This is a genomic window from Lentzea terrae (assembly GCF_003265345.1).
GTDB classification, from domain to species: Bacteria; Actinomycetota; Actinomycetes; order Mycobacteriales; family Pseudonocardiaceae; genus Lentzea; species Lentzea terrae.
In genome coordinates, this window is sequence record NZ_QFWW01000030.1 from 291,969 (window position 1) to 309,116 (window position 17,148).

General features: G+C 68.2%; 16 protein-coding genes. 4 read left to right on the plus strand and 12 right to left on the minus strand.

Annotated elements, in window-relative coordinates; translation table 11 throughout:
• Window positions 1-58 precede the first annotated feature (58 nt).
• The 3 genes from DI276_RS38425 to DI276_RS38435 form a co-directional block, all read right to left on the minus strand.
• Window positions 59-2,893 carry an AfsR/SARP family transcriptional regulator gene (locus DI276_RS38425; RefSeq protein WP_112272954.1) on the minus strand — a complete coding sequence of 945 codons (2,835 nt, stop codon included), beginning with the start codon at window positions 2,891-2,893 and terminating at the stop codon, window positions 59-61.
• Window positions 2,894-3,211: 318 nt separating this feature from the next.
• Window positions 3,212-3,394: a DUF397 domain-containing protein gene (locus tag DI276_RS38430; RefSeq protein ID WP_232837211.1), complete on the minus strand. Its 183-nt coding sequence runs from the start codon at window positions 3,392-3,394 to the stop codon at window positions 3,212-3,214.
• A 32-nt stretch (window positions 3,395-3,426) separates the two neighbouring features.
• A complete protein-coding gene (locus DI276_RS38435) occupies window positions 3,427-4,275 on the minus strand; it encodes a helix-turn-helix domain-containing protein (RefSeq protein ID WP_112272958.1) in 849 nt (282 codons plus the stop codon).
• Window positions 4,276-4,423: 148 nt separating this feature from the next.
• On the opposite strand from DI276_RS38435, the gene DI276_RS38440 reads away from it, so the two are divergent.
• Complete coding sequence (locus tag DI276_RS38440) at window positions 4,424-4,741, plus strand: hypothetical protein (protein ID WP_112272960.1); 318 nt, start codon at window positions 4,424-4,426, stop codon at window positions 4,739-4,741.
• Window positions 4,742-5,115: 374 nt separating this feature from the next.
• Window positions 5,116-7,323, plus strand: coding sequence for a SulP family inorganic anion transporter (locus DI276_RS38445; protein ID WP_112272962.1), 2,208 nt, complete (start codon window positions 5,116-5,118; stop codon window positions 7,321-7,323).
• Window positions 7,324-7,374: 51 nt separating this feature from the next.
• Here the strand turns inward: DI276_RS38445 and dacB are convergent, their stop codons facing one another.
• The gene (gene dacB / locus DI276_RS38450; protein ID WP_157985216.1) at window positions 7,375-8,922 is read right to left on the minus strand and encodes a D-alanyl-D-alanine carboxypeptidase/D-alanyl-D-alanine endopeptidase; all 1,548 of its coding nucleotides are present in this window, start codon (window positions 8,920-8,922) and stop codon (window positions 7,375-7,377) included.
• Window positions 8,919-10,349 (minus strand): NADP-dependent phosphogluconate dehydrogenase, encoded by a 1,431-nt coding sequence (gndA, locus tag DI276_RS38455; protein ID WP_112272966.1) that lies wholly within the window; start codon window positions 10,347-10,349, stop codon window positions 8,919-8,921. Before gndA ends, dacB begins: the two co-directional genes overlap by 4 nt.
• A gap of 121 nt (window positions 10,350-10,470) precedes the next feature.
• Between gndA and DI276_RS38460 the strand changes: the two genes are divergently transcribed.
• A complete protein-coding gene (locus DI276_RS38460; RefSeq protein WP_112272968.1) occupies window positions 10,471-10,758 on the plus strand; it encodes a DUF2218 domain-containing protein in 288 nt (95 codons plus the stop codon).
• Between the two features lie 96 nt (window positions 10,759-10,854).
• On the opposite strand, the gene DI276_RS38465 is transcribed toward DI276_RS38460, so the two are convergent.
• Window positions 10,855-11,442, minus strand: coding sequence for a LysE family translocator (locus tag DI276_RS38465; RefSeq protein ID WP_112272971.1), 588 nt, complete (start codon window positions 11,440-11,442; stop codon window positions 10,855-10,857).
• A gap of 60 nt (window positions 11,443-11,502) precedes the next feature.
• Here DI276_RS38465 and DI276_RS38470 point away from each other — a divergent pair, with 60 nt between their 5' ends.
• A complete protein-coding gene (locus DI276_RS38470; RefSeq protein WP_112272973.1) occupies window positions 11,503-12,009 on the plus strand; it encodes an Lrp/AsnC family transcriptional regulator in 507 nt (168 codons plus the stop codon).
• A gap of 4 nt (window positions 12,010-12,013) precedes the next feature.
• On the opposite strand, the gene DI276_RS38475 is transcribed toward DI276_RS38470, so the two are convergent.
• From DI276_RS38475 to pyk, 6 genes are all read right to left on the minus strand, one after another.
• On the minus strand, window positions 12,014-12,802 hold the full coding sequence (locus DI276_RS38475) for a nucleotidyl transferase AbiEii/AbiGii toxin family protein (protein WP_232837234.1): 789 nt from the start codon (window positions 12,800-12,802) through the stop codon (window positions 12,014-12,016).
• 133 nt (window positions 12,803-12,935) lie between these two features.
• Window positions 12,936-13,775, minus strand: a complete 840-nt coding sequence (locus DI276_RS38480; RefSeq protein WP_112272975.1) for a type IV toxin-antitoxin system AbiEi family antitoxin domain-containing protein — start codon at window positions 13,773-13,775, stop codon at window positions 12,936-12,938.
• A 78-nt stretch (window positions 13,776-13,853) separates the two neighbouring features.
• The gene (locus DI276_RS38485; RefSeq protein ID WP_112272977.1) at window positions 13,854-14,393 is read right to left on the minus strand and encodes a Uma2 family endonuclease; all 540 of its coding nucleotides are present in this window, start codon (window positions 14,391-14,393) and stop codon (window positions 13,854-13,856) included.
• Between the two features lie 54 nt (window positions 14,394-14,447).
• Window positions 14,448-14,768, minus strand: a complete 321-nt coding sequence (locus DI276_RS38490) for a hypothetical protein (RefSeq protein ID WP_112272979.1) — start codon at window positions 14,766-14,768, stop codon at window positions 14,448-14,450.
• The gene (gene tesB / locus DI276_RS38495; protein WP_112272981.1) at window positions 14,765-15,664 is read right to left on the minus strand and encodes an acyl-CoA thioesterase II; all 900 of its coding nucleotides are present in this window, start codon (window positions 15,662-15,664) and stop codon (window positions 14,765-14,767) included. The genes DI276_RS38490 and tesB overlap by 4 nt, the downstream gene beginning before the upstream one ends.
• Window positions 15,665-15,673: 9 nt before the next feature.
• On the minus strand, window positions 15,674-17,098 hold the full coding sequence (gene pyk / locus DI276_RS38500; protein WP_112272983.1) for a pyruvate kinase: 1,425 nt from the start codon (window positions 17,096-17,098) through the stop codon (window positions 15,674-15,676).
• Between the last annotated feature and the right edge of the window lie 50 nt (window positions 17,099-17,148).

A 17,148-nucleotide genomic window follows, 5' to 3' on the forward strand; every position in this document is an offset into this window, starting at 1 on the left:
CGTCCTGAGGCCTCACCTCAGGCATCGGACGATCACGCAGTCCTGGGCCGCGAACCCCTTACCCCACGGTCACCGCTCGCGCACGAGCCAGCCGAGCCCGCACCCCGTCCGCCTCGGAGGCGCCGAGCTCCGTGAACAACGCCAGCGCGCGCTGCCAGTGCGCCGCCGCTCCCGCCGCGCCGAGCCGGTCGAACACCGCCGCCAGCCGGTCGTGCGCCAACGCCTGGTGGTACGGCGAAACCGCGTCGCAAGCCACGGCCAGGGCGACCCGGGCCGACGACAACGCACCCTCGGTGTCGCCGGTTTCCAGCAGCGCCGTGGAAATGTCCACGTGGCACGCCGCCTCGCCGCACTGTTCGCCGACCTCGTGGTACATCCGCAGTGCGACGCGCAGCCACGGCATCGCGTCGTCGAAGCGCTGCGTGGTCAGGTAGAGCAGCCCCAGGTGGTGGTGGGCGTTGGCCTCGGCCCACTTCGACCCGGCGGCCCGCGAGATCTCCATGGCCTCGCGGTAGTGCGCCTCGGCCTCGGCGGAACGGCCCAGGTCCATGAGTGTGCCGGCCACGGTGGTCAGCGCGCGGGCCTGATGGTGCACGTCTCCCTTGCGGCGGGCCACCTCCAGCGCACCGCGTTGGGCGAGCAGCGCTTCGTCGTGGCGTTCCAGCTGCAGCAGCGCGACGCCCAGGTTGAACTGCATGACGAAGCGGGCGTCGTCGTCGTTCAGCGCGATGGCGGCCTGCAGGGCGGCTTCGGTGAGACGCAACGAGGTTTCGCGCTCGGTGCGCAGCCACAGGTACCGCGACAAGGTGTAAGGCAGCTGCCAGGCGTGCACGTGCCAGCCCGACGTCGAAGCGTGTTCGGCGGCGGCGATCAGGTTGGCGCGTTCGGCGTCGAACCAGGCCATCGCGTCCGCCGCACCGGCCAGTGCCGGCACGTGGGCCGGGCGGTGCTCGGGGGCAACCAGCACGCTGCCGCGGTTGATCGGGAGCATGCCGTCGGCCAGGTCGGCGCAGTGCAGGTAGTAGTCGAGCATGCGGCCCGTGGCGGCCCGGCGTTCCGGTTCGGAGAGCTCGCCCGCCAGCGTCTTGGTGTAGACGCGGACCAGGTCGTGGGCCACGTGCCGGCCCGGTTCGCCGACGGACAGCAGGTTGGCGGCGGTCAACGCGTCGAGGGCCCGTTGCGCCTCCACCAGCGTCACGTCACCCATGGCGGCGACCACGTGCGCCGACAGGTCCGCGCCGGGGTGCAGGCCGATGATCGCGAGCAACCGGGACGGCAACGACGGCAGCGCGCGGCGGGAGGCGTCCAGGGCGGCCCGCACGGTGCCCTCACCGTCCTCCAGGCCCAGCGCGGCCAGGCGGCCGTGCTCGTCCTGCAGTTCCTCCACCAACTCGGCCACGCGCAGACGTGGGGACACGGCGAGACGGGCCGCGGCGATGCGCAACGCCAGCGGCAGGCCGTCACAGAGCTCGGCGAGCTCACGAAGAGCGTGCGCCTCGATGTCCGACCGGCCGGCGATGCGGCCCAGCACGTCCACGGCGGCGTCCCGGTCGAGCATGTCCAGCTCGATCAGCTTGGCCTCGACCTGCGCCACCAGGCCGACGAGCCGCCGGCGCGAGGTCACGACGACGCACGACGGCGCGCCCGGCAGCAGCGGGAGCAGGTCGGCGGAGCTGCGCACGTTGTCGAGCATCACCAGCATGCGGCGGTCGGCCAGCAACGTCCGCAGCAAGGCCGAACGTTCGTCCACCGAGACCGGGGTGTCGCCGGCCGGGACGCCCAGGGCGCGCAGGAACCGGTTGAGGACCTCGCCGATCTCCAGCGGCTCGCGGTTCGGGTCGTAGCCGTGCACGTCGACGTAGAGCTGGCCGTCCGGGAACTCCTCGCGGACGCGGTGCGCCCAGTGCAGGGCCAGCGCGGTCTTGCCGACCCCTGCCGGGCCGGTGACCAGCAGGACCGGGCCGTCGTGGTCGCGGAGCAGGAGGTCCATGTGGGCCAGCTCGGCGTCACGGCCGATCAACGCGACGGGCGCCCGCGGGAGCTGGGCGGGGATCGTCAGCTGGGCGGGTTCGGGAACAGCGGCCTGCGGCGGCACGCGGACCGGGGCGCGTTCCGGTTCGGGGCTGTCCCCCGCCAGCACGGCCTGGTGCACGCGGCGCAGCTCGAAGCCCGGTTCGACGCCGAGCTCGTCGATCAGCACGCGGCGGGCCTCGCGGTAGGCGGCCAGCGCCTCGGCCTGCCGGCCTGCCTGGACCAGCGCCCGCATCAGCAACCCGTACCCGCGCTCGCGCAACGGGTGCTCGACGACCATCGAGCTCAGCTGCGACACCAGCTCGGGGCCCTGGCCGATCGCCAGGCCCAGCTCGGCCCGTTCCTCCAGCACCGCCAGGCGACGTTCGACGAGCCGGCCGCGTTCGACGTCGCAGAAGAGACCGGAGACGCCGCCCAGGGGTTCGGCGCGGAACAACGCCAGCGCGTCGTCGAGCTCGACCGCGGCTCCGGCGAGGTCACCGGCCGCGCGCATGCGGTTCGCGAGCAGCACCTGACGTTCGAACACGTCGAGGTCCAGCGCGCCGGACTCGACCCGGAGCAGGTACCCGTCGCCGACGGACGTCAGCAGCTCAGCAGGTGCGCGGCGGGCGCGGGTCGGTTCGAGGGCGCGTCTCAACCCGGCGACGTAGGTCTGGACCAGATTGACCGCACTCGAGGGCACGTTGTCACCCCAGACGGCCTCGATGATCTGGCCTCTGCTGACCGGGGTGTTGCGCGCGAGCAGCAGCACCGCGAGGACGGCGCGCTGCTTCGCGGCGCCAAGATCAACCTCGTGACCTGCGCGAACGACCCGGAGGAGGCCGAGAACCTCGAACCGCAGGGGTTCCTCGCCGTGCGTCACCGACCTGTCCTTCGCCTGGTGGTCACCTGGAGCTTGAAGATCACTTCAGTCGGGCTCCAGTCGTGCTGTAGAAGGCATTCTTACGCTTAGCGTGTCCAACCAACCACAGACCGCGAGATCAACGGAAACCGGATATCACGTAGTCGGGACAGGTTGGACCGGACAGCGGAACACCCGCTGCTCCCCATGATCGACGTGGGTCGGCCGGCGTGCAAGGGGCATCCAGCCCGCGGCGGCGGAACGCCGGCCGGCCCACGTCCCCCTCACGCGAGAACGCCCCGGCTGGTGCACCCAGCCGGGGCGTTCTGCATGTGTCTCTCAGCTGACGAAAGAGCCGGTCTTCGCGGCGGCGAGGAAGGTCTCCCACCCGGCGTCGCCGAAGCTCAACCGCGCTCCGTCCGCGTTCTTGCTGTCACGAACAGCCGCACCGGCTGAGACGAGCGCGATCTCGACGCACTCGGGCCCACCGGCCGACGAACGGCTGCTCTTGCGCCAACGCAAGCTTTCCACTGTCTGTTCACTCCCGGTCAAAGTCACGCGAGAGCGCGAGCGACCTCGGTGATCAGGGTTGCCGACTCCCTGCTGTCGAGGGCGGATTTCACCAGTCGCTCGAACATCTCGGCGTACCAATGGACGTCCGACTGTTGTTCCAGGTAGACGCCACTTCGTGTGCTTTCGATGTAGACCACGTCGGGGTCGAGCTGCTCGGGAAAGCTCAGGATGACGAACGGGCCGTCCATCGCAGCGTGACCACCGGCGCTGAACGGCACGACCTGCATCGTGACGTTCGGCATTGCACCGACTTCGAGGAGACGCGCCATCTGGGCGCGCATCACCCCTGGGCCGCCGACGAGCCTGCGCAGGGCCGCCTCGTCGATCACGACGTGCAGGCGCAGCGGGTCGTCCTCGCTGAGCAAGGCCTGCCGGGCCTTGCGCAACCGGACCCTGCGGTCGATCTCGGGGGTGCTCGCGTCCGGTAGCACCTCGGAGATCAACGCTCTGGTGTACGCCTCGCACTGCAGCAGGCCCGGGATCATCAGTCCCTGATAGGTCCTGATCGAGTCCGCATCGGCCTCGTACCCGACGTACCTGCCGGGCACGATGTCACCGAACTCGTCCCACCACGCCTTGCGGCGGGCCTCCCTGGCCAGCTGGACCAGTTCGTCGAGGGTGGCGGAGTCCGCACCGTAGGCCGTGAGCATGTCCCGCACATCTCGCGGGCTCACCCCCACGCGTCCCGTCTCGATCCGGCTGATCTTGGAGGCCGAGCACTCCAGACGCTCGCCGACCTCCTCGATCGTCAGCTCGGCCGCTTCGCGCAGTCGCCTGAGCTCGCTCACGAGCCGACGCTTGCGCAGGGTCGGGCTGCTACCCCGTGGCATCCACACCTCCTGGTCCGGTCTCAGTTTGAGACCGAAGGAGGGCGTCGCAAAGGGACGTCATCCATTCGTGTAGTGCAACTTGCAGATCTCATATGGACCACGACAGTCTGCATGGGTTGCTTACGCACGGACTGGAGCTCTGAGCCTGATGGCCGTCACGGTGTTCAGCCAACTGGACAGGTCGCTGCACTCGCACCTGGCCACACTCACCGAACTGGCTCAGCGCGGCGACGACCAGACCGCCCTCGTGCTCGCCAGGGTAGAGCTGCCGAGAGTGGTCGCGGTGGTCAAGGCGTTGCTCGACGAGCACCAGCCCGACGAGCACGGCCGGTGCGCCACCTGCAAGCGCGGCTGGTTCACGCGCAGGCTCCCCGCACCGTGCCGTGCTTACCTTTCGGCGCAGCTGATCCTCACCGTGGTCGGCCAGGAGACTTCACACGGCAAGCATCTGCGCTCGGTAGGCTGAATTTCGAAACTCGATAGTTCTTCATTTCCGTCCTGACTTGGGCCGGCTCCGCACCCCCGACCGGAGCCGGCCCTCCTTTTTCCGTCACCTCAGGTGACGTTACGGGTCAAGATCAACACGGTTGGCTGAAAGATCTGCCACAGCACCGATTCCGCCGCCATCATGGTGGCGACGCGGCCTGATCTGAGAACCCGATGCCTGTGCCGACACGGAGGTGCTCCCGTGCCGACCCCGCATGACCGCGCCGACGCGCTCGCTGCCGTTCGGCCGCGCCGTCTGCTGCCCTTAAGGCGCGTCCTCTAGCGATCTCTCCCTCCCCTCGCTCTGTGCCATCCGCACAGGGCCATGTCGCTTTTCCACGAAAGGGAATCCTGGTGAACCACTTGCAGAGGTCCAACGCCGACGAGCACACCCCGCACGGTCCTCCGCTGATCCTGAAGCACGACCTGCCCGCGAGCTTCGTGCTGTTCCTCATCTCCATCCCGTTGTCGCTCGGCATCGCGCACGCCACGGGCGCGCCGTTGCTGGCAGGGCTCATCTCCGCGGTCGTCGGCGGTGTGGTCGTCGGCGCGATCAGCGGGGCGCCGTTGCAGATCAGCGGGCCGGGCACCGGGCTCGTGGTGATCGTGGCCGCGCTGGTGGCGCAGTTCGGGTGGGCGGCCACGGCGGCGATCACGCTGGCGGCCGGGGTGCTGCAACTGGTGCTGGGGCTCACCGGGATCAGCCGGCTGGTGATGTCGCTGTCGCCCGCCGTGGTGCACGGAATGCTTGCGGGCATCGGCATTTCCATCGCCGTCGGGCAGCTCGTGGTGATCCTGGGCGGCACGGCGCTGTCGTCCGTGCCGGCGAATCTCGCGCTGCTGCCGGGAGAACTGGCTTCCTCGCACCTCGGATCCCTGGTGGCCGGTGCCGTGGCGATCGCGGCTTTGCTGCTGTGGCCCAGGGTTCCGCGTGCTTCCGCGGTGCCCGCGCCGTTGGTCGCCGTTGGTGCGGCGACGCTGCTGGCGGTCGTGCTGCGACTGGAGGTGCCACGGGTCGACCTGCCGGACAGCTACGCGCTGGTGTTCCCCGAGATGCCGCAGGGCAGCGCCGGATCGGTGGTCACGGCCGTCGTCACCGTCGCCTTGGTGGCGAGCATGGAGTCGTTGCTGTCCGCGGTCGCGACCGACCGGTTGCACGACGGTCCGCGCGCCCGGCTGGACAAGGAGCTCATCGCGCAGGGCACCGGGAACGTCGTCGCCGGCGCGTTGGGCGGACTGCCGATCAGCGGTGGGCTCGCGCGCAGCTCAACCAACGTCGCCGCGGGCGCGAAAACCCGCTACAGCGCCATTTTGCAGGGCGTGTGGATCGCGGTGGCGGTGCTGGCGTTCCCGGCCGCGCTGGAGCTGATCCCGTTGGCGGCTCTGGCGGGCGTGCTGTTCGTGGTGGGTCTACGACTCGTGTCGGTGGACCGGATGCGGACGTTGTGGCGGCACCGGGAGTTCCTGGTGTACGCGGCCACCGTGCTCGGCGTTGTCCTCTTCGGACTGCTCGAAGGGGTCGTTGTCGGCCTGGCCATTGCGCTTCTGCGCGCGTTGTACCGGTTGACGCACTGCTCGGTGCGTGTCGAGGGCAACCGGGTGTGCGTGCGCGGATCGCTGGTGTTCCTGGGCGTCGGGCGGCTCGTGCGCGAGCTGCGGCGGCTGCCGTTGGGCCAGCACGTGGTGCTGGAGCTGCACGTCGACTACCTGGACCACGCGTCGTACGAGGCGATCAACGACTGGCGCGAGGGCTACGAACGGCTCGGCGGCCTGGTGCGCGTCGACGAGGTGCACGACACCTGGTACGACCGGGCGAACCAGGGCAAACCGGGGCGGCGCAAGACGTTGCCCGGCCCGCTGCCGCGCTGGTTCGCGCCGTGGTCGCACTGGCAGGGCTCGCCGGTCGAGCTTCCAGCGCAACGGTCCTCGGCCGAGAGCGACCCGATGATCCTGGGCATGCACGAGTTCGAGGTGCGGTCGGCGCCGTTGGTGCGGCCGTTCCTGCAGGAGCTCGCGGTGCGGGGCCAACAGCCGCAGCAGCTCTTCATCACCTGCGCGGACTCCCGCGTGGTGCCGAACCTGATCACCACGTCCGGGCCGGGCGACCTGTTCTGCGTGCGCAACATCGGCAACCTGGTGCCGATGGTGTCCGCAGAGGACAGGTCCGTCGGCGCGGCGATCGAGTTCGCGGTCGAGGTGCTGAACGTCGGCTCGATCGTCGTGTGCGGACACTCCGACTGCGGCGCGATGAAGGCGCTGGTGAAGGGAACCGCCGCGCGTGGCTCGCACCTGCACTCGTGGCTGCGCAACGCGGAACCGTCGCTGATCCGGTTCCACGCGCCGACCTCGCCCGGCTGCGCGGAGCTGCCGGTGGCCGACCGGCTCGCGGTCGCGAACGTCGCGCAGCAGCTGGACAACCTGCTCGGCTACCCGAGCGTGCGCGAGGCGATCGCGGCGGGCACGTTGACGTTGAAGGGCATGTACTTCGACATCTCGAACGCCCGCGTCTACCTGGTGGACCCCGACCGCAACGGCCTGGAGCCGGTGCCGTCACCGGCCTAGAAACGACGGAGCCGCCCCGGTTTCCCGGGGCGGCTCCAGTGTGGATCATTTCTAGCAGGTGCCGATCCAGCTGCACTCGACGTCGAAGCGCTCCTTGGCCGGAACCTTGGTGCGCTCCTCGGCCGGGGCCTGGCGCTGCTGCGGAACGGACTCGGTCTTCTGCTGGGTCTGCGGCGTGGCCACCTGGGCACCGCCGTCGGACGCCAGCCTGACCGCGATCTTGTCCTCGATCGTCTTGGGGCTGACCCACAGGACCATGTTGTTCAGCACCACCGAGAACACCAGCTGCCGACCGGCCGCCGTGGTGACGTAGCCGCTCAGCGCCGAGACACCGGACATCGAGCCGGACTTGGCGATCACGTTGCCCTCGGCCGCGGTGCCCTTCATGCGGTTGACGAGGGTGCCGTCCCGGCCTGCGACCGGCAGCGACGCCTGCCACGTGCCGAACCACGGCTTGGTCTTCGCCTTGATCAGGATCGACGCCAGGTCGTCCGGCGTCATCTGGTCCATCCGGGACATGCCGGAACCGTCGAAGATCTCGACCCAGTTCGGGTCGATGCCGAGACCGGCCCACTTGCGGCTGAGCTGGTTGACGCCGTTGGTGAACGAGCCACCAGCGGACTTGACCAGCACCTCGGCCAGCATGTTGTTGCTGTTCTTGAGCAACGGGTTCATCAGCTGGCCCAGCGTCGTGGACGTGTCGGACGCGAGCACCGCGGCACCCTGCGGCGCCTTGCCCTTCCTGACGCCGCCCAGGACCTGGATCCCGTTGGCCTCCAACGCCTTGCGGAACACCGAACCGACCACCGAGGTCGGATCCTTGACGGTGGACAACGCCGTTGTCTCGACCGACGTCGAACCGCTGACCCGGATCACGTTCGTGCCGTGCTCGCGCTCGACCGAGACACCACCGTTGCCGGTGGTCGCGGTGCTCACGATCTGCACCTGGTCGTTCGCCGGCTCGACACTCACCTGAACCGGGCTGCCCGCCGCGGCACCCGGCTTCACGCGCACGACGACCGTGCCGGAGCTGAACTTCGCGTCCGGCGACAGCGTCAGCGCCGACGTCTCCGCGTTGTACGAGTACGGCTCGTCGTCCCACGCCCAGCCAGGACCGTACGGCTGGGCGTCGAACGCCGTGTCGTCCAGCACGAGCGCGCCGCTGACCGCCGTGACGCCCTTGCTCTTCAACGTGTCCGCCAGCGCCTTGTAGCGCAGCGGGGACATCGTCGGGTCGCCGGTGCCGCGCAGGACGAGGTCACCGTTCAGCGTCGACCCGTTCTGGGCGCCCGCCGACTGCAGCTCGGTCTTCCACCGGTAGTCCGGTCCGAGCAGGTCGAGCGCCGCCGTCGTGGTGAGCACCTTGAGGTTCGACCCGACCTGCGAGCGCCTGCTGCCCGAACGGGTGTAGACGACCTCACCGGTGTTCGCGTCCCGCACGGTGACGCCGACGTCGGCGCCCTTGAGCCCCGAGTCAGCGAGAATCGCGTCGAGATCGCGGGTCAGAGCCTCGTTGCCGACGGCCACCGCGCCGCCGCTCGACGTCAGGGTCAACCCTGTCGCCGCAGCGACGACCGCCCCCAGAATTCGAAATTTCACGCTTCCACCTCTGATCGATCACCCGACCACAACGTGTGGAAGCTACCGGGACGATCAATGCGCCGGTACGTGTGGGCACCGAAGAAGTCCCGCTGTCCCTGGACAAGCGCGGCCGGCAGGCGCTCCGAGCGCAGGCCGTCGTAATAGGCCAAAGCGGACACGAAGCCAGGAGTCGGGACTCCGGACTCGACCGCACGGACCACAACGCGCCGCCAAGCGGCCTCAGCGTTCTGCACCGCGTCGCGGAAGTAGTTGTCCACCAACAGAGACGCGAGACCGGGGTTCGCGTCGTAGGCCTCGCGGATGCGGTTGAGGAACTGCGCGCGGATGATGCAGCCGCCGCGCCAGATCGTCGCCATCGCGCCGAGGTCGATGTCCCAGTCGAAGTTCTTCGAAGCCTCGCGGATCATGTCGAAGCCCTGCGCGTACGCGACGACCTTCGACGCGTAGAGCGCCTGACGCACGTCGTCGACCAGTTCGGCGTCCGGCTTCGCGACGACCTCGCTGGCACCGAACGCGTCGCGCACAGCCTTGCGCTGGTCGGTGTGGCCGCTCAGGCTGCGCGCGAAAACGGCCTCGGCGATACCGGTGACCGGGACGCCGAGCTCCAGCGCCTCCTGCACGGTCCAGCGGCCGGTGCCCTTCTGCTCGGCGGCGTCCTCGATGACCTGCACGAGCGGCGTGCCGTCGGCGTCGACGTGCTTGAGGACCTCGGCGGTGATCTCGACCAGGTACGACTCCAGGTCGCCGGAGTTCCACTGCGTGAAGACCTCGGAGATCTCGGCAGGGCTCTGGCCACCGACGCGGCTCAGCAGGTCGAACGCCTCAGCGATGAGCTGCATGTCGGCGTACTCGATGCCGTTGTGCACCATCTTCACGAAGTGCCCGGCGCCGTCCGGCCCGACGTGCACGCAGCACGGCTGACCGTCCACCTTGGCCGCGATCTCCTCGAAGACCGGCCCGACGTGCTTGTACGACTCCGCGGGGCCGCCCGGCATGATGCTGGGCCCGTTGAGCGCGCCCTCCTCGCCACCGGAGATGCCGGCGCCGACGAACAGCAGCCCCCTCTCCTTCAGCGCGGCTTCACGGCGACGCGTGTCGGCGTAGTGGGCGTTGCCGCCGTCGATGACCATGTCGCCGGGTTCGAGGATTTCACTCAGCTCGTCGATGACGGCGTCGGTGGGGCCACCAGCCTTGACCATGATGATGATCTGGCGCGGCGTCTGCAGGCTGTCCACGAGGTCCTGCAGCGTCTCGGCGCCGACGAAGTCGCCTTCGTGGCCGTGCTCGTCGAGCAGGGCCTTCATCTTCGCGGGCGTCCGGTTGTGCACGGCGACTTTGAAGCCGTGCCGCGCGAGGTTGCGCGCGAGGTTGCTGCCCATGGTGGCGAGACCGGTGACCGCGATACGTGCTTTGCCTTCCGTCATACGCGACAGCCTGCCGTGTTCTTCTCCGTTTCGCGAGACGTCACAGGGTGTTCTCAGACTCCGTTTTGCCAGGTGAACCGCGTCACGCTGCAATACGTATGGCTAGGCGTAAGTTGGCTTCATGACGGAATTCACGAGCGTGGGACGCTCGGCGACCGACCGTGCCTCCAGGTACGGATCGCAGCTGGTGAAGCACTTCACGCACAAGGACCTCGAAGGGTCCTGGGAGGACTCGCGCGGCTTCGTCCGCTTTTCGCTCGGCCTGGCCGAGTTCGAAGCTTCTCCCGACGCTTTGATCATGCGCGTGGTCTGTTCTTCGGAAGAGGACGCGGCACGGCTGCGCGACGTCGTGGAACGGCACCTGGTCCGGTTCGGAACCCGGGACGAGCTGACCGTCACGTGGTCCTAGTGGTGTGGCCGGGTCGTTGCCGGGGGAATTCGCGGTCAGACGGGTGCATCGCGGTGCTGAGCGCGAATTACCTCGCCAACGTCCCGGGACGCGCCACTAAGCGACCAGGACTGACGCCGCCATCCCGATGAGAGCGGTACCACACACCCGCTCGAACGTCGCGCGGATCTTGGGCTTGCTCAACAGCGCGCCCAGCTGACGCGCGGCCGGCACGACGATGACCCAGAACAGCGCGAAGACGCCGACCGTGACCGCACTGAGCAGGGCGGCCTGTGGCAGCGGCGCGCTGTTCGGGTCCATCGCCTGCGGGATGAGGCTCAGGAACGTGAGCATCACCTTGGGGTTCAACAGGTCGCACAGCAGGCCGCGCAGGAACACGTTGCCCTTGGCCTCCTGGCTCTCGGTGGGCTTGCTCTTCAGCGTCATGAAGCCGATGTAGGCCAGGTACAGCGCGCCGATCACCTTGACCACGAGCAGCGCTGTCGGCACCGCGGCGACGAGCGCCGACAGCCCGATGGTCGCGAGCGTGGCGTGGATCAGCAGCCCGGTGATCACACCGAGCGCCGCCTGCGTACCGCGCTTCAGGCTGCGCACCGCGTTCCCCATGATCAGCACGAAGTCCGGGCCCGGCACGATCATGATGATCAACAGGGCAACCAGGAACGACGTCCACGCGATGTGCATGTTGCTGATCGTCCGTGCTTCGTTCGTGCGTGTTCCAGCTGGTCAGTACGATGTTCGGTTATGCGCGAACAAGCCGAACTGGATTCGGTCGACTGGCACATCCTGGAGGAGTTGCAGAACGACGCGACGCTGCCGAACCGTGCGCTGGCGGAGATCGTCGGGCTGGCGCCGTCTTCTTGTCTGCAGCGGGTTCGCCGGTTGCGCGAGCTCGGGGTGATCACCGGCTGCCACGCCGTCGTCGACCCCGCTACCACCGGGCTGCCGTTGGAGGCTGTCGTCGCGGTGAACGTGCGACCACACACCCGACCTGTCGTGGCGGCGTTTCGGGCGTTCGTGATGGCTCAGCCGGAGACTCGGTCGGTGTTCCACGTCTCCGGACAGGCGGACTTTCTGATCCACATCGCCGTTGCGGATTCGACGCACCTGCAGGCGTTTCTGATGGACAAGATCGCGTCGCGGACCGAAGTGCGGAACCTGACCAGTTCGGTGGTGCTGGAGCGGGTGGAGACGCGGGCTTTGACGCCGCCGGCGAACCTGAGGCCGACGCACCGGCGGCGCAAGGCTTGAGCGATCACTCCCAGTGCAAGAGGTCGAGCCGCCACGTTCCCCTCAGGGGCTGTTCCTGGAGCAGAGGGGTCACAAAGGCGTCGGCCAGTGGAATAACTCCTTCGAGAGTTCGATGTTCGGCGGAAAGCTCCTTGGACTTGGCCGCCTCCGCTCGATAGCCGGCTGCCCACGAAGCATTCGGCACGACGAACTCGGCGGGGAGCACGAGATGCGTGCCTGCCTCCGTGCGGCGTCGCACCTCCGCGTGCAGCGCCTGATGAGTGGTCACACCGTCCAGTGTGGAGTTGCACGCGATCAGCACGAGGTCGACGAGGTCCTTGAATCTCGTCGACGGCACCAGCTGTTCACGATGCCGTTCATACATCGCCGCGATCTTGTCGGCGACGTGGTCCTCGAGCGGCCACATGCGGATCTCCGGCCACGGGCCGGCGTCGATCACGAACGGGGCCGCGAGCTGCTCCACGGTGAGCTGTCCGACCGGATGAAGCTCAACAGCCACGACGTCCACGCTGACCACGGACAGCTGCCGGAGACCGAACATGACATTGAACCGCACCTTGCGAGACGGCCTGTTGGCCGTCGTTTCGCGAGACGTGTCGCGATGGTCGAACCGAAGGTGATCGTCGAGTTCGGTCGACGCCGCCGCGAGCAGCGCTTCGACCGCGCCGTCCACCGTCGCGTCCTCGCCTACCCGCAAGAGATCAACATCGGTCGAGTACCTGGCCCTCGGCCACCGCACCAGGAGCGCCTGACCTCCCTTGAGCACCCAGCCGTCCCGGTCCGAGTGGAACACACGGGCCAACAGCCGTCGGTGGTAGTAGCGCTCGATGAGCTCGCCGGTGGGGACTCGGTGAGCCGGGACCTGTTGGTCGCGCGGTCCTTGAGCGAACGCAGGAACGCCTGCGGGCTGAGAGGCTGTTTCGAGGTCATGCTCTCTCGGTTGGTTCCGTCGTGTCATCGAAAACGGTCGACGTTCGAAGCACGCGTTGCAGAGTCTCGGGAGACATCTCAGCGAGCTGTCCCCACGTCACGGGCACGTCCTTCAGCTCTTCCCAGGTGCGCCCTTGCGGGCGCCGACCGAAGAAGACGGGACCTGGCCGGTTGGTCAGGTCCTGCACGGACAGACCGATCTGGGCGAGCAGTAGTTCCAGCAGCACCACCCCGGTCGGAGGTACGGCGCCGTACGACCGCGCGTGAGGTTGAATCCGCTGTGCGAGCTCGTCGAGCCGAACCTGCCCCGCTTCGACCGCCTGACGAACGATGGTCGCGACGTGACTGGCATCCGAGTGTTGCTCGAGAAGGTCGTAGATCGTGCGCATGGGAGTGGTGACCGGCAGGCCGTTGATCACCACCACGTCAGCGTCGGTCAGCGTTCCTTTGCGCAGCCGAACCCCCGGATCGCGGGTGGTGCGCCGACGAGGAGTGGTGATGTTCACCCGGTTGTTCACCAGATCGCCGAGGTTGTGCAGCCGTGCCGCAGATTCATGGGAGACGACACCACCATCGAGGTCGAGCTTGGACCTCGTCCAACCCGCGACTTCGGGACGTAGCGCCAGCCAGGCCGCTTGTTCGACACGTGCGTCAGACGCCTCAGCGGACGTTACCGCGTACACGCCACGACGCACGGACTCCAGGAGACCGGCAGACTTCAGCCGATGCAGCGTGACGTCGTCGATCCCGCTGCGCAGAGCCTGCTGCGTTGTGACCATGCCCCACTGCCCAGCGGTGTACTCGCCGAGCAGCTCAAGAGCACGAATCGCCTCCATGCAGCAAATCCTACATCGTCGTGCAGCATTTCCTACGCCCAGAATGCAGGAAACGCTGCACACCACCCTCTGATCTGCTCACCGACGGCGCAGCAGTGCGTCGAGGTCCAGCGACATCGGCGAAGGGCTCACGACGTCGATCGCCTGAGCACCGCCTACCGCGAGCTCATACCGGCCGCCTGCGAGCGAGTACGCGACCAGACTGACCGGGTCATCCAGCGCGACGACCCAGTAGTTCGGAATCCCGGCCGCCGCGTACTCGCGCAACTTGATCCGGAGGTCGAGGTCTTCCGACTCCTCGGAGAGAATCTCGGCCACCAGCACCACGTCCGCGGCGTCGAACCGGGTCACCTCGCGATAGAAGAGCTTGGTCGGCGCCACCACGACGTCCGGCTTGCGCATCAGCGGCGACGTTCCGTCCTTAAGCAGAACGTCGAACGAGTGCAGCACGTTGAGGTCAACCGGCAACCGCTCGTCGAGTTGGTGCACGAGCTCGACAAGGGCGCGTTGGTGCAGCAGACCGCGTGGTGACATCTCCACCAGCACACCGTCCACGAGCTCGTGCAGCCGGCAGTCGTCCTCGGACATGGCGTCGTAACCGGCCAAATCGATGATCACGCCAGAGCATTGACGCGACCCAGCCGAAGCTTGATCACTCGAACAGGTGTTCGGTTACTCGTCCTCATCGAACGGTTCGTCGCTGAACCGCCAACCGGCCGTGCCGTCGCCGTGGACGTGCAACCAGAACTCGGCCACCGGCTCCCCGTCCGGGAACGTCATGGTGAGCGACTTCCGAATCTCGAAGTAGCAGGCGTCGGCTCGCTCGTAGTCCTCGTCGTCGATCGCCTGCTCCTGCGCGGTGAACACCGACCGGAACGGCTCGAACCCGGGCAACGTCTCGACATCCCCGTGCATCCACGGAAAATCGCCACCGGTCACCGTCAACCGAGCGATCTCCTGGCCCGCGTGGTGCAGTCGCCAGACAGCGGTCACGAGGGCTTGAGGACCCGGATCAGGCCCTCCTGCACCACGGTCGCCACCAGCTGCCCGTCCCGCGAGAAGAACCGGCCGGTGGCCAGCCCGCGATTCCCTGAGGCAGAAGGCGACGCGGTGTCGTACAGCAGCCACTCGTCGGCACGGAACGGACGGTGGAACCACATCGCGTGATCCAGCGAGGCGCCGAGAACCTTGTCCAGGCCCCAATAGACGCCGTGCTTGGCCAGCACGCCGTCCAGCAGGGTCATGTCCGACGCGTAGGTCATGACGCAGATGTGCAGCATCGGATCGTCCGGCAGCTTGCCGTCGGCCCTCATCCACACCCGTGACGCGGCCTCGCCCGGACCGTCCTCACGGGACTCCCACGGCGGCTCGGTCACGTACCGGACATCGATGGGACGCGGGAACTTCGACGAGTGCAGCAGGTAACCCTCGGCCTGCTCGGTCCACGTCGGCAGCGACTCCGGGTCCGGCACGGCGGGCATCTCCGAGGCGTGCTCGACGCCCTGCTCCTCCAGCTGGAAGGAGGCGGACAAAGCGAAGATCGCCTTGCCGTGCTGCACCGCGACGACGCGGCGCGTCGTGAAGGACCGTCCATCCCGGATGCGGTCCACCTCGTACACGATCGGCACGCGCGGGTCGCCTGGCCGGATGAAGTACGAGTGCAGCGAGTGCACTCGGCGTTCCACCGGGACCGTGCGGCCGGCGGCCACCAGGGCCTGGCCCGCCACCTGCCCGCCGAAGACGCGCACTGGCGACTCGGCGGGCGACACGCCTCGGAAGATGTTCTCCTCGATGCGTTCCAGGTCGAGCAACGCGACCAGGTCGTCCACTGCGGACTGGCCGCTCAGGCCCGAAGGCGACAAAGCAGCGGCACGGGCGGCCTCAGTCACGAAGTACTCCTAGGCGTGGTCGTCCTCCCCCAGCCGGTGCACCCGGATGAGGTTCGTCGACCCAATGGTGCCAGGAGGCGAACCGGCGACGACCACCATGAGGTCACCGGCGGAGTAACGGCCGATCTCCAGCATGGACGTGTCGACCTGGCGGACCATCTCGTCGGTGGACTCCACGCGAGGAACCAGGAACGTCTCGGTGCCCCACGTCAGCGAGAGCTGCGAGCGCACCGACTGCTCCGGCGTGAACGCCAGCAGCGGGAGGTGCGTGTGCAGCCGGGCCAGGCGGCGGACCGTGTCGCCGGACTGCGTGAAGGCGACCAGGGCCTTGGCGTTCAGGCGCTCGCCGATGTCGCGGGCCGCGTACGAGATCACGCCGCGCTTGGTGCGCGGGACGTGCGTCAGCGGCGGCACGACCGTGGACTCGGTCTCGACGGCCTCGATGATGCGGCCCATGGTCTTGACCGACTCGATGGCGTAGCGGCCGACCGAGGTCTCACCGGAGAGCATCAGGGCGTCCGCGCCGTCGAGCACCGCGTTCGCGACGTCGGACGTCTCGGCGCGGGTCGGGCGGGAGTTGACGATCATCGAGTCCAGCATCTGGGTGGCGACGATGACCGGCTTGGCGTTCTCGCGGGCGATCTGGATCGCTCGCTTCTGCACCAGCGGCACGCTCTCCAGCGGCAGCTCGACGCCCAGGTCACCGCGGGCGACCATGACGCCGTCGAACGCGAGGACGATGGCCTCGAGGTTGTCCACGGCCTCCGGCTTCTCGATCTTCGCGATCACCGGGAGGCGCTTGCTGCCCGCACGGTCCATGACCTGATGGACCAGGTCGATGTCCGCCGGCGAGCGCACGAACGACAGTGCGATGAAGTCCACGCCCAGCGAGAGCGCGAACTCGAGGTCCTCGATGTCCTTCTCGGAGAGCGCGGGCACGGAGACGTCCATGCCGGGCAGCGAGAGGCCCTTGTTGTTGCTGACGGGTCCGCCCTCGGTGACCTCGCACACGACGTCGGAACCTTCGACGTCGACGACCACGAGGCCGACCTTGCCGTCGTCCACGAGCAGGCGGTCGCCGACCTTGGCGTCCTTCGCGAGCTCCTTGTACGTCGTCGACACGCGGTCGTGCGTGCCCTCGACGTCCTCGACGGTGATGCGGACCACGTCGCCGGTGTTCCAGTCGACAGGACCCGCGGCGAACCGGCCGAGCCGGATCTTGGGGCCCTGGAGGTCGGCGAGGATGCCCACGGCGCGGCCCGACTCGTCGGCTGCCGCGCGGACCATGTCGTAGACCTGCTTGTGGTCGGCATGGCTGCCGTGGCTGAAGTTCATCCTGGCCACGTCCATACCGGCCGCTACCAGGTCGCGGACCTTGTCCGGCGTGCCAGTGGCGGGACCGAGGGTACAGACGATCTTTGCGCGTCGACTCACGTCTGCAGAGACTAGTCCTCCTTCCTGGACCGATCCCGAACTACCACTCA